Source organism: uncultured Corynebacterium sp. (assembly GCF_902782855.1).
Classification (GTDB): domain Bacteria; phylum Actinomycetota; class Actinomycetes; order Mycobacteriales; family Mycobacteriaceae; genus Corynebacterium.
On sequence record NZ_CACZOO010000142.1, the window covers coordinates 1 to 13,802 of the forward strand.

A 13,802-nucleotide genomic window follows, 5' to 3' on the forward strand; every position below is an offset into this window, starting at 1 on the left:
AGGGACTCGATGTCGGCTCGGAGCTCCGCGAACTCCGAGTCCGCCAGCTCCTTCGCCTCCGCCCCTTCCGCGGCGTCCTCCATCGCCGCCTCGTCGGCCATCTCGTACATGACGGGCAGGTCGTCGAGCCGGGAGCGCAGTCCGCGGACCTTCTTCAGCCGCGACTGGACATGGCTCAGCTGTGAGGTGACCTGCTGGGCGTGGTCGGGATCGTCCCACAGGGACGGGTCGGCGGCCTGCGCCTCGAGTTCCCGGACGCGGTCGTCCAACTCATCGAGGTCGAGCACCTTCTCGATGGTGGTGAGGGTGCTGTCGAGGTGGTCGAGCGCTTGGGTGACATCCGGCTGCATGGTCGTCCACTCTACTCACCCCACACCCCGACCCCGTCGCGCGCACCCCGACGGGCCACGGCACAATGGACCCCATGAGTTCGCAGTCCTCCCCGATCCCTGCCGAAGCACTCCACGCCATCACCAAGACCTTCATCATCGCCCACGACCGGGACGATGACGCCGCCCTCGCCCAGGCCCTCGTCTACAACGCCGGACGTCTCGCCTGGCGGATGCGCGAGGCGGGGCTCACCACCGAGTACAAGACGTCCGTCTCCGACGTGGTCACCGCCGCCGACAACGCCGCCGAGGACTTCATCGCCACAACGCTGCGCACCCTGCGCCCCGAGGACGGCCTGCTCGGCGAGGAGGGCACCTCCGCCCCCTCCCACTCCGGACGCACCTGGGTCATCGACCCGGTCGACGGCACCTACAACTTCACCACCGGCTCGGACTACTGGTGCTCCGCCCTCGCCCTCGTCGAGGGCGGTCCGGAGGACCCGGACCTCGTCCACTTCGGTGCGGTGCACCGTCCGGCGATGGGCTACACCTGGTTCGGCGGCGCGGACTTCCCCACCTCCGTCGACGGTCGACCGGTGGACCACCTCGGCACCGTACCGCTCAACGTCACCCCGGACCGCACCTGCCTCGGCGGCTACCTGCACCCCACCGACATCGCCGATCCGGCGGTCAATGCCCTGTACACCGCAGTCGTCAGGGAGTTCGCGACAGTACGCTGGAACGGTTCCGCGTCCATCGACCTGGGCAATGTCTCCCAGGGGAACAACGGCTGCTGGATGCAGCACAGCGTCCTGCCGTGGGACCTGCTGCCGGGTCGTGCGCTGGTCGAGGGCGCGGGAGGACGCGTCGTGCGCGTCGAGGCAGCCGGCCGCCTCTGGTCTGTCGCAGGTGCACCGGCCTCGGTCGAACGCGTCGTCGAGATCCTCGGGGCACGGGGCTGAGCCTGTCGCATGTGGGGTCGGGCGCTTCGGTGAACGTGTCGCTACCGGTACCGGGCAGGCTTCACTGTCGCTACTGGAACCGGTACGCGGAAATCAGGTACCTGACCACCGCATCTCGGTACTGGTAGCTGCACGGGCGCGAGCCGGGGCGGGGCTTGTCGGGCGGCGCACGAATCTCAGGCGGCACGGTCGATGGTTGACCACTTGCGACGACCCGGTCCACGTAGGGTGACCCGTATGACGACTTCCCCCACCGGCGACCCCACCGTCACCGGCACGTCCCCCGACGACACCACCACCGACTGGTGGCGCACCGCGGTGATCTACCAGGTCTACCCCCGGTCCTTCGCCGACTCCGACGACGACGGTCTCGGTGACCTCCCCGGCATCACCGCGCACCTGCCCTACCTGCGTGACCTCGGGGTGGACGCCGTGTGGATCTCGCCGTTCTATCCTTCGCCCCAGAAGGACGCCGGCTACGACGTCTCCGACTACTGCGGTGTCGACCCGCTCTTCGGCACCCTCGCCGACGCAGACACCCTCATCGCCACAGCCCATGACCTGGGCCTGCGGATCATCGTCGACCTGGTCCCGAACCACACCAGTGACCGGCACGAATGGTTCCGGGCCGCATGCGCGTCCCCGCCCGGGAGCCCGGAGCGCGACCGCTACATGTTCCGCGACATCGACGACAGCGACCCCGTGTCCCGTGACACCCCGCCGAACAACTGGGAGTCCAACTTCGGCGGGTCCGCGTGGTCGAAGCTCTCGGAGACATCCGGCGCGACCGACGGCGACCAGTGGTACCTCCATCTCTTCGATTCCTCCCAACCCGACCTCAACTGGGAGAACCACCAGGTCAGGGACGCCTTCGACGACATCCTCCGGTTCTGGTTGGACCGGGGTGCCGACGGCTTCCGGGTCGATGTGGCCCACGGGATGATCAAGGAGCCCGGTCTGCCGGATGTCGGGGCCCGCACCGGTGCCGTCGCCGAAGGCACCGACAACGCCGACACCGCCATGGCGTCCACCCCGGCGCCCTACTGGGACCGGGACGGCGTCCACGAGATCTACCGTCGCTGGCGGAGGATCCTGGACAGCTACAGCACAGACTCAGACGAGCGGATCATGGTCGCCGAGGCCTGGGTGCAGCCGATCGACCGGATCGCCCGGTACGTCCGTCCTGACGAGCACCACCAGGCCTTCAACTTCGCTTTCATCGACACCCGGTGGGACGCCGCCTCACTGCGCGAGGTCATCAGTGAGTCCTACCGGGTCAATGACGCCGTCGGCGCACCGACCACCTGGGTGCTGTCCAACCACGACGTCATCCGGCACGCCACCCGCCTGGCACTCGCCCCCGGGGAGGCGGTCACCCAACTCGCCGGCCCGGTGGCCGAACCTGACCGCACCACCGGCCTGAACCGGGCCCGCGCCGCCACCACACTGATGCTCGGCCTGCCCGGCTCGGCGTACCTCTACCAGGGCGAGGAACTGGGACTGCCCGAGGTCCTCGACATACCGGTGGACAAGCGCCAGGACCCGACCTTCTTCCGTACCCGTGGCACCGCCACGCCCGAGTTGGGTCGCGACGGCTGCCGCGTCCCGATCCCCTGGACCGCCGACGAGGTGCGCACCACAGCGACGGGCAGGGCAGGAAGAGCAGGCAGGGCAGAACCGTGGCTGCCGCAACCGGCGATCTTCGCCGAGCTGGCGGTCGACCGGCAGACCGGGGACGCGGCGTCCACCCTGGAGCTCTACCGGCGGCTGCTGACACTGCGCCGGGAGCTCGGACTCGCCGGGGGCACCGCGCACGTCATCGATGCCGGCCCCGGTACCGCCGCCAGTTCCGCCGGGGTCACGGACTCCCACCTCGTCGTTGTGGAGGTCGGTGCCACGCAGACCGCCGCCGGCACCGTCACGATAGTCACCAATCTCGGCCCCGACCCATGGCAGGTCCCGGTGGACGACGAGGTCATCGTGTCCAGCACCCCCGGGGTCAGGGACCTCGTCCCCGTGGACTGCACCGTCTGGCTGACTGGCCTAGGATCACCTGTAGAGTGACGAAACCACCCGGTCGGGACACCGGGCCCCACCGAACGTGACGGCGGTGTCCCCCCTGAGGACCACCTGGAGCCCCATGTCCGACAGAATCACCGTCCGTGGCGTCGACCGTGACGACCTCACCCTGCCGGAACCCACACCGGACCATTTCCGCTGGTGGCTCCTGCACCACCTGCAGTACACCGTCGGCAAGGACCCGGAGCACGCCTCGACGACGGACTGGCGTCTCGCCCTGACCCACACGATCCGCGACCGGGCGCTGACCCCCTGGTTCGAGGCGACCCGCACGACCTGGGCCGAGGACCGTAAGCGCGTCCATTACCTGTCGATGGAGTTCCTCATCGGACGGCTCCTGGAGGACGCCACCACCAACCTCGGTCTCCGCGATGTCGCAGAGGAGGTCCTCGACCAGCTGGGCCTGAGCTTCGCCGCCCTCACCGACGATGAGCCGGACGCCGCCCTCGGCAACGGTGGTCTCGGTCGTCTCGCCGCCTGCTACATGGAGTCCATGGCGACGCTGGGCTGCCCCGGTTTCGGTTACGGACTGCGCTACGAGCACGGCCTGTTCAAGCAGAGTTTCGACCACGGCCGCCAGGTCGAGACCCCCGAGGACTGGCTCGCCACCGAGAACCCGTGGGACTTCACCCGCCCGGAGTCCGCCTACGACGTGGGTTTCGGCGGGTATGTCGAGGAGCCTGCGGACTCCGGCGGGCGGCGTGTCTGGCGGCCCCACGCCCGGGTCCGCGCCGCCGCCCACGACACCCCCGTCATCGGCTACGGCGGAAGATGGGTGAACACGCTGCGGCTGTGGGCGGCGATGCCCACTGCTGACCTGTTCGACCTGGACCGTTTCAATGCGGGGGAGATCATCGCGGCGTCCAACCACGAGGCCGTGGCCCGGGCCCTGTCGCGGGTGCTGTACCCCAATGACTCGACCGAGGAGGGCAAGGAACTGCGGCTGTCGCAGGAGTACTTCCTCACCTCCGCCTCCGTCCAGGACATCCTGCGCCGTTACCTGGCGAACCACTCCGACCTGTCGAAACTGCCGGAGTTCGTCGCCATCCAGATGAACGACACCCACCCGGCGATCGCCGGCCCGGAGCTCATCCGGCTGCTCGTCGACGACCACGGTTTCGGGTTCGACGCTGCCGCCGACCTCACCACGCAGGTCCTCGGCTACACCAACCACACCCTGCTGCCCGAGGCATTGGAGCGCTGGTCTGTGGGGCTGATGGCGAAGTCCCTGCCGCGGCACATGGAGATCATCGAGCGCCTCGACCGTCGTGAGATCGAGGTGTGCGGGCCGCGCCCCTACGGTGTCGGGCTCATCGGTGACGGCCACGTGAAGATGGGCGAGCTCGCATTCGTCACCAGCCACAGGGTCAACGGTGTCTCCGCGCTGCACTCCGACCTGGTCAAGCGGGACCTCTTCCCGGTACTGGACCAGCGCCATCCGGGACGCATCCTCAACATCACCAACGGGGTGACCCCCCGGCGCTGGCTGAAGTTGGCGAACCCGCCGCTGGCGCAGCTGGTCACCGACACCGTCGGTGAGGGCTGGGAGACCGACCTGGACCGGCTCACCGGGATCGAGGACCACCTCGACGACCCCGGAATCCTCGACGCCTTCGGTGCCACGAAGCACGCCGCGAAGGAACGGCTCGCCGGGTGGCTCCGGGCACACTTCGACATCGACGTCCCCGTCGGCGCCCTCTACGACATCCAGGTCAAGCGGCAGCACGAGTACAAGCGCCAGCTGCTCAACATTCTGTGGACCATCGCACGCTGGCAGCGCATCAGGCGTGACCCGACCAACGGCGGGGCAGGCTGGGTGCCGCGGGTGAAGATCTTCGGCGGCAAGGCGGCGGGCAGCTATGAGGCGGCCAAGGACATCATCCGCCTGATCAACGATGTCGCCGAGGTGGTCAACAATGATCCGGAGACCCGGGACCACCTCCGCGTGATCTACCCGCCGAACTACGACGTCTCCATGGCGGAGAAGCTCATCCCCGCCGCCGACCTCTCCGAGCAGATCTCGACCGCCGGGATGGAGGCGTCCGGCACGGGCAACATGAAGTTCGCGCTCAACGGTGCGCTGACGATCGGCACCCTCGACGGAGCGAACGTGGAGATCCGTGAGCAGGTCGGCGCGGACAACTTCTTCCTCTTCGGACTCACCGCCGACGAGGTCGCCGAACAACGGACCGTACCGGACCACGCCCGGGCGGCGATCGACCGGAGTCAGGCGCTGCGCGATGTGCTGCAGGCCGTCGCCGAGGGTACCTTCAGCCCCGGCGAGAAGTACCGCTACGGCGCACTGGTCGACAACATGTGGAACAACGACTGGTTCCTCGTCGCCTCGGACTTCGACTCCTATGACGCCGCCCAGGACCGGGTCGACGAGGTCTACCGCAACCCGGCGCGCTGGCAGCGCAGCGCGCTGGTCAATGTCGCCCGGATGGGCTTCTTCAGCTCCGACCGGTCGATCCGCGAGTACATGACGAAGATCTGGGACATCAGGAGCGCGCTGTGACACCACGGACGCCGGAGGCTCCACGGAACTCACGGACGCCGGAGGCTCCACGGAGCTCACGGGACGACCAACCTCCCCCGGTGCTCCCGGCCGCCGAGGCACGGGAACTCATCGCAGGCACCCACCCCGACCCCTTCGCCGCACTCGGCCCCACCGCCGACGGACGCCATGTCGTCGTGCACGTCCCCGGCGCGTCCGCAGTCGCCGTCGTCAATGACACCGATACCGTGGAACTGGACCCGTTCCCCGCCACCGACGGCGTCCCCGCCGGATCCGGCCTGTTCACCGGGGCGATCCTCCCCTACTACCGGTTGCGGGTCACCTGGCCGGGGATCGGCTACGGGGCTGGCTCCACCGAGGTCCGCGAGGACCCCTACCGCTTCGGCCCGGTCATCGGGCAGGTCGACGAGTACCTGCTGGGCCAGGGCACCCACCGACGACTCTGGGAGGTGCTCGGGGCTCACCTCATCAGGCACGAAGGCGTGGCGGGCGTCCACTTCGCGGTATGGGCACCGGAGGCGTCCCGGGTCAGTGTCGTCGGTGACCACGACAGCTGGGACCCCACCGCCCACCCGATGCGGCGACGCGGCTCAACCGGGGTGTGGGAACTGTTCCTCCCCGGGCTCGACGAGGGCGCGGTGTACAAGTACGACCTGCTGGACGCGGCGGGGGACCCGCTACCGCAGAAGGCCGACCCGGTGGGGTTCGGCGCCGAACGCGCTCCGGCGACCGGATCGGTGGTGCGCCGGCTCGGCGTCCACCACTGGCGGGACGCCGCCTGGACCGCGGCACGCACCGACCCGCACTCCCCCGGCGTCAGCGACCGGGACCGGCCGGTGAGCATCTTCGAGGTCCACCTCGGGTCCTGGCGGCGGCACGCCGACGGTACTCCGCCGACCTACCGGGAACTCGCCGTCGACCTCATCGACTATGTCGCTGATCTGGGTTTCACCCATATCGAGGTGTTGCCGGTCTCCGAGTACCCGTTCGACGGCTCCTGGGGGTATCAGCCGATCGGCCTGTACGCGCCGACGAACCGCTACGGCACCCCGGCGGACTTCGCCGCCTTCGTCGACGCCGCCCACGCGAAGGGTCTGGCGGTACTCGCCGACTGGGTGCCGGGCCACTTCCCCACCGATGCCCACGGGCTGGGCCGGTTCGACGGCTCCGCCCTCTACGAGCACCTCGACCCACGCCGCGGCTTCCACCCGGACTGGACCACCTGGATCTTCAACTACGGGCGTCCGGAGGTGGCGAACTACCTCACCGCCAACGCACTGTACTGGTTCGACGAGTACCACCTCGACGGGCTCCGGGTGGACGCCGTCTCCTCGGTCGTCTGGCGCGACTACTCGCGGCGCTCCGGGCAGTGGGTGCCCAACGACGATGGTGGGCGTGAGGACTACGAGGGCATCGACATGCTGCGCGACACGACCGCGGAGGTCGCCGGGGAGTTCCCCGGCACCACGATGATCGCAGAGGAGTCCACGACCTTCCCCGGGGTCACCGCCGCACCGGATCTGTCGGGGCGCCCCGTGGGCCTGGGTTTCGACTACAAGTGGAATCTCGGTTGGATGAATGACTCGCTGGGTTACTTCGGCCGGGCTCCGGTCCACCGCCGGCACCACCACCACGAGCTCACCTTCGGCCTGACCTACGCCTTCACGGAGGCTTTCGTGCTGCCGGTCAGCCATGACGAGGTGGTGCACGGAAAGGGGTCGGTGTACGGCCGGATGCCCGGTGGCCCCGACCACGGGGCGCGGTTGGCGAACCTGCGCGCCTTCTACGGGTACATGTGGGCACACCCGGGCAAGAAACTGCTGTTCATGGGCACCGAGTTCGGCCAGGTCGCCGAATGGGACTTCGCCGGTGAGCTGGAGTGGCACTGCCTGGATGACGCGGGCCACCGTGGGGTGCAGGCGCTGGTCCGGGACCTCAACCGGCTCTACCGCTCCTCCCCTGCCCTGTACCGCCGCGACTGTGACCCGTCGGGGTTCCGCTGGCTCATCGTCGACGCCGACGGGTCCGGGCCGCCGGACACCCCGGAGGCTGCCGACGAGGTGTTCGCCTGGGTACGCCGCGGTGGTCCGGGTGACCCGCAGGTCGTCGTCGTGCTCAACCTGACTCCGGTGGAGCGCTCCGGGTACCGGGTGCCGTTGCCCGGCCCGGGGCGCTGGGACTAGGTCCTCAACACCGACTCCGCCTTCTACGGTGGCGGCGACCGCGGCAACCGCGGCGCGGTGACCGCCGAACCGGTGCCGTGCGGCGACGAGTCCTTCTCCGCCCGGCTCACCCTGCCACCGCTGTCCGCCCTCTACTTCGTCGGAGACCCCGACCCCGGCAGCGCACCAGATCCCGCACCAGACACCGCAGAGGAAACACCATGACCACACCAGACCGTCCCCTTCCCGTCTCCGGTGGCATGCCGGTCGGCGCACAGCCCCGGCTCACCGCCCAGACCATGGCTTTCGTTCTGGCGGGTGGACGCGGCTCCCGGCTGCAGGAGCTCACCGACCGACGGGCCAAGCCGGCGGTGTACTTCGGCGGCAAGTCGAGGATCATCGACTTCGCCCTGTCGAACGCGCTGAACTCCGGGATCCGCAGAATCGCGGTGGCCACCCAGTACAAGGCCCACTCCCTCATCCGCCACATGCAGCGTGGCTGGAACTTCTTCCGCGCCGAACGCAACGAGTTCCTCGACATCCTCCCGGCATCCCAGCGTGTCGCCGGCGAGAAATGGTATGCGGGCACCGCCGACGCCGTCACCCAGAACATCGACATCGTCGACGACTACCGGGTGAAGTACGTCATCGTCCTGGCCGGCGACCACATCTACAAGATGGACTACGAGGTGATGCTGCGCCAGCATGTCAGGACCGGTGCACGGGTCACCGTCGGCTGCCTCACCGTGCCCCGCGAAGAGGCGTCCGGATTCGGTGTCATGCACACCGACGTCACCGGCAGGATCGTCGACTTCCTCGAGAAGCCCGCCGACCCGCCCGGCATGCCCGGCGACCCTGACCGGTCACTGGCGTCGATGGGTATCTACGTCTTCGAGTGGTCCTTCCTCCGGGAGATCCTCCGGGAGGACGCCGCTGACCCCTCCTCCGCCCACGACTTCGGGCACAACATCATCCCGAGGATCGTGAGGGACGGTACCGCCTACGCCCACCGGTTCAGCGAATCCTGTGTGATGACCGGACATGAGACACGTCCCTACTGGCGTGACGTCGGTACCGTCGACGCCTTCTGGCAGGCCAATGTGGACCTCACCGATTTCGTCCCCGACCTCGACCTCTACGACAACTCGTGGCCGATCTGGACCTACTCCGAACTCGTGCCCCCGGCGAAGTTCGTCCACGACGAGGACGGACGCCGCGGCTCCGCGGTCCAGTCGATGGTCTCCGGCGGCTGCATCATCTCCGGCGCGGAGATCCGCAACTCCCTGCTGTTCACCAACGCCCGCGCCCACTCGTACTCCGTGCTCGACCATGCGGTGGTGCTGCCCGGCGCCCAGGTGCAGCGCAGCGCCCGGTTGACGAACTGTGTCATCGACAGCGGGGTGGTCATCCCCGAGGGGTTGGTCGTCGGCGAGGACCCGGTGGAGGACGCGCGGTGGTTCCGCCGCACCGACGCGGGCGTCACCCTGGTCACCGCGCCGATGCTGGAACGTCGCCGGCAGGGGGTGGAGGGGTGACGGACATGGCCCGCCGTATCCGCACCGCACGCACCCGGCGCGTCCTGTCGGTCGCCTCGGAATGTGCCCCGCTGATCAAGACCGGTGGACTCGCCGACGTCGTCGGTGCACTGCCCGCCGCCCTCGAACCGCTGGGATGGCGCACCAGGATCCTGCTGCCCGCCTACCCGGCGGTCGTCGCCCGCGTGGCGGACGCCGGGACCACGCTGCGCCGGGTCTGGGCCACCGACGACCTGTTCGGTGGTCCGGCGACGGTGCGCCGCGGCGTCCACCGGGGTGGTGGTGACGGCGCCGACCTGGACCTCATGCTGCTCGACGCCCCGCACCTGTTCGACCGGCCGGGCGGGCCGTACACCGTCGACGGCCACGACCACCACGACAACCATGTGCGCTTCGCCGCCCTGTCCTGGGTGGGGGCACGCCTGGCGGTGGAGGGCACCGCCGACCGGTGGCGTCCCGACCTGGTGCACGTCCACGACTGGCAGGCGGGGCTGGTGCCCTCCTACCTGCGGTACGCCGGAAGCGGCGTCCCGACGGTGATGACCGTGCACAACATCGCCTTCCAGGGAATTTTCGGCCCCGACCAGCTCGACCGGCTGAACCTGCCGACATGGGACTTCCACCCCGAATCACTGGAGTACCACGGTCTGGTCTCCGCCCTGAAGGCGGGAATGGTGCACGCCTCACGTGTCACGACCGTCTCCCCCAGCTACGCCACCGAACTCGCCACGCCTGAGTTCGGTTTCGGCCTGGAGGGCGTCGCGGCGGTGCGCCTGGACCGCGGCGAGCTCACCGGCATCCTCAACGGCATCGACACCACGACCTGGGATCCGGCGCACGATCCGGCGGTTCCGGCATATTCCGCGTCCGACCTGTCAGGGAAGGACGCCGCGCGCACCGCACTGCTCACCGAGTTCGGCCTGACAGACGACCCGGACCGCCGGGGCCCGCTGGCGGTCGTCGTGTCCCGGCTGACCCATCAGAAGGGCATCGACCTGTTGTGCGACGCCGCCCCCGGCTTCATCGCCGGCGGCGGGACACTGGCTGTCCTCGGATCCGGCGATCCGGCCCTCGAGTACGCGCTCGGTGAGCTCGCCGGACGCTTTCCCGACCGGGTCGGGGTGTCGATCGGCTATGACGAGACGCTGAGCCACCGGATGTACGCCGGCGGGGACCTCGTGCTCGTCCCGTCACGCTTCGAGCCCTGCGGGCTGACCCAGCTCTACGGGCAGCGTTACGGTGCGGTCCCCGTCGTCGCCGCGACCGGCGGGCTGCGCGACACCGTCACTGACGCCACCCCGTCAGCTCTCGCCGCCGGCACCGCCACCGGGTTCAGTTTCGGTGACGTGCGCCTCGGCGGGACGATCGATGCCGGGGGTCTCGGTTTCGCCCTCGGTCGGGCGGCCGACCTGTACCGGGACGCGGACGCCTGGGACCGGCTACAGCGCACCGCGATGACCACTCCGGTGGACTGGGGGACCTCGGCGTCCCGCTACGCCGGGCTGTTCAACGAACTGTGCGACGGGCTCACCGGGGAGTTGCCCGGGTGACCCCGCCGACCGTGTCCCGGGGCGCGTCGGGTCCGCTCGGTGTGACCGTCGTGGCGGACGAACACACCGGCAGGACCGCCGTGAATGTCGCGGTGTGGGCCCCGGAGGCCACCACCGTGGAGTTCTGCCTGTTCACTGCCCGGGACGCCGACGGGAACAGTAGTTCAGACACCGAGCTGCGTGTCCCGCTGCCCTGGCGCTCCGGCGGAGTCCGCTACGCCCACATCACCGGCCCCGGCCCCGGCGACCGTTACGGCCTCCGGGTCGACGGTGTGTGGGACCCGGACACCGGCCGCTACTCCAACCACGCCAAGCTGCTCATCGACCCGTACGCGCGGATCATCGAGTCCCCGCTGACCTGGCATCCGCTGATGTCCGGCTTCGACGGTACGGGGGACGCCGACCCCCGGGACAGTGCGCCGGTCGTGCCGAAATGTGTGATTCCCGAGACCGGGGAGCCGCTCACCGCGGCGTCCTCCCGCCCGGAACGCCCCCGGCACGCCGCCGCCGATCTCATCATCTACGAGGCCCACCTCAAGGGCCTCTCGGCCGCGCACCCGGAAGTGCCCGAAGATCTGCGCGGCACCTATGCGGGCATGGCGCACCCGGCGGTCATCAGCCACCTCACTGACCTGGGCGTCACCGCGGTGGAGCTGCTGCCGCTGCAGACCTTCATCGACGACCGGTTCCTCGTCAACCGCGGGCTGACGAACTACTGGGGCTACCAGCCGGTGAACTGGTTCGCGCCCGAACCCCGCTATGCCACGGACCGGAGCGGAGTCACCGCGGACCGGGAGATCCGGGGGCTCGTCGACGCCCTGCACACCGCAGGGATCGAGGTCATCCTCGACGTCGTCTACAACCATTCCGGCGAGGGCGAGGAACTGGGCCCCACCCTGTCCCTGCGTGGCCTGGACAACAACGGCTACCACCTCATGGACGGCCCCGAGTTCGTCAACGACACCGGGACCGGCAACACCCTCGCCGTCGACCATCCACCGATGCTCCGCCTGGTCACCGACAGCCTGCGCTACTGGGTGACGGACATCGGCGTCGACGGTTTCCGCTTCGACCTCGGCGCCACCCTGGGCCGTGTCGGTGCCGGATCTTTCGCCGGATTCACTCCGGACGCCGCCTTCTTCCGCACCGTCGCCCAGGACCCGGTGCTCTCACAGGTCCGGTTGATCGCCGAGCCCTGGGACATCGGACCGGACGGCTACCGGCTCGGCCAGTTCCCCTCACCCTGGGCGGAATGGAACGACCGGTTCCGTGACGGGATCCGCCGACTGTGGCGTGGTGACAGTTCCCGTGCGACTGACCTGGGGTCCCTGCTGCTCGGCTCGGCCGGCCTGTTCGACGGCCCGGCGCGCTGGCCGGCGGCGCCCGCGACCACGTCGGTGAACTTCCTCACCGCCCACGACGGTTTCACTCTCGCCGACGTGGTCTCCTACAACGACCGGCACAACGAGGCCAACGGGGAGCACGGCAACGACGGCCACGGCGAGAACTTCTCCGACAACCTCGGTGTCGAGGGCCCCACCGACGACCCGGCCGTGGTCGCCGCCCGCGCCCGGCGCGTCCGCGGGATGCTCGCCACGCTCCTGCTGTCCCAGGGCACACCGATGCTGCTCGCCGGTGATGAGATGGGCAACAGCCAGGGTGGGAACAACAACGCCTACGTGCAGGACAACCCCACCGGTTGGGTGGACTGGTCAGGGGCTGACGGTGCTGACGGTGCTGCCGGTGACCTGCTGACCTTCACCCGCGAGCTCATTGCGCTGCGACACAGGCTGCCGGTGCTGCGGCAGTCGGCGTACCGGCACGGGCAGCTCCGCGCCGACGGGCATCCGGACGTCGAATGGTTCCGGGCCGACGGCACCCCGATGACCGACACCGACTGGCACGCCACCGACGGCCGACCGGTCGGTGTGGTCCTTCGGGGCACGGCCGGGGACACCGACGGCGAGGCGATCGGCGGTGCGGTCGTGATAGTGGTGAACACCGGCTGCGACGCCGAGGTGACCTTGCCGGCGGGTGTCGGTGCTGGTGGTGGGGTCGTTGGTGGTGCTGATGGCGGCGTTGATGGTCGGGACAGTGTCAGCGGTGGTGGCCGAGGCCGCGCTGTGTGGACCCTGGAACTCGACACCGCACGGGTCGGGCACTCCAGGTTGGTTTCCAAGGACCAGACCAACCTGGAGCACCCGACCTGGAACGGCAACGGCCCCTACCCGGTCGCCGGACAGTCAGTGGTGGTGTTCTCCGCCGGCTGAGAAGCTGACGTCGACCGGGCGTTCGCCCGGGTCAAGCAGTGGCGGTTTCTGGCGACCCACTACGACAAGTTGGCGGAGGTGTTCCAGGGCGACGCAGTGTTGTCCGCCAGTGTCGCCTGCTTTCGGGCCCGGGGAACTGTGACTACTGCTGTGCAGCACCCGGTGCAGGTCGGCCCAGCAGGTCCGCCACGGCCTTCGACACCATCGCAGCACTGCTCATGACCGTCAGCTCCAACTGCCCGTCCTCCATCGGGCTCAACGGCCGGTGGATCAACGCCCGCACCACCCAGTCCGGCTCTTCCCGACTCCCCAGATTCACCAACGCCGCAGCGGTGCCGGTGACATTGTCATTGTGCGCGGCGACCGCAGTCGCCATGGCCTCCAACTCCGGCCGGTC

The 13,802-nt window shown here is 69.3% G+C and carries 8 protein-coding genes and 1 pseudogene; 7 read left to right on the forward strand and 2 right to left on the reverse strand.

Going from position 1 to position 13,802, the window contains the following annotated elements:
* A partial coding sequence (locus QZV72_RS06555; protein ID WP_297006476.1) for a PCRF domain-containing protein occupies positions 1-350 on the reverse strand: 350 nt, incomplete at its 3' end.
* A gap of 74 nt (positions 351-424) precedes the next feature.
* On the opposite strand from QZV72_RS06555, the gene QZV72_RS06560 reads away from it, so the two are divergent.
* The 7 genes and pseudogenes from QZV72_RS06560 to glgX all read left to right on the forward strand — a co-directional run bounded on the left by QZV72_RS06560 (position 425) and on the right by glgX (position 13,405).
* The gene (locus QZV72_RS06560) at positions 425-1,291 is read left to right on the forward strand and encodes an inositol monophosphatase family protein (RefSeq protein ID WP_297006477.1); all 867 of its coding nucleotides are present in this window, start codon (positions 425-427) and stop codon (positions 1,289-1,291) included.
* A 237-nt stretch (positions 1,292-1,528) separates the two neighbouring features.
* A complete protein-coding gene (locus tag QZV72_RS06565; protein WP_297006479.1) occupies positions 1,529-3,355 on the forward strand; it encodes a glycoside hydrolase family 13 protein in 1,827 nt (608 codons plus the stop codon).
* 76 nt (positions 3,356-3,431) lie between these two features.
* Entirely contained in the window at positions 3,432-5,888 is a 2,457-nt protein-coding gene (locus QZV72_RS06570; RefSeq protein WP_297006481.1) for a glycogen/starch/alpha-glucan phosphorylase, read from the forward strand.
* A gap of 449 nt (positions 5,889-6,337) precedes the next feature.
* A pseudogene (glgB, locus tag QZV72_RS06575) lies at positions 6,338-8,275 on the forward strand (1,4-alpha-glucan branching protein GlgB).
* The gene (glgC, locus tag QZV72_RS06580; RefSeq protein ID WP_297006484.1) at positions 8,272-9,585 is read left to right on the forward strand and encodes a glucose-1-phosphate adenylyltransferase; all 1,314 of its coding nucleotides are present in this window, start codon (positions 8,272-8,274) and stop codon (positions 9,583-9,585) included. Before glgB ends, glgC begins: the two are co-directional and overlap by 4 nt.
* A 5-nt stretch (positions 9,586-9,590) precedes the next feature.
* On the forward strand, positions 9,591-11,135 hold the full coding sequence (gene glgA, locus QZV72_RS06585) for a glycogen synthase GlgA (protein WP_297006486.1): 1,545 nt from the start codon (positions 9,591-9,593) through the stop codon (positions 11,133-11,135).
* Positions 11,132-13,405: a glycogen debranching protein GlgX gene (glgX, locus tag QZV72_RS06590; RefSeq protein ID WP_297006487.1), complete on the forward strand. Its 2,274-nt coding sequence runs from the start codon at positions 11,132-11,134 to the stop codon at positions 13,403-13,405. Before glgA ends, glgX begins: the two co-directional genes overlap by 4 nt.
* Before the next feature lie 142 nt (positions 13,406-13,547).
* Here glgX and QZV72_RS06595 read toward each other — a convergent pair.
* On the reverse strand, positions 13,548-13,802 hold a 255-nt coding region (locus QZV72_RS06595; protein WP_297006489.1), incomplete at its 5' end, for a hypothetical protein.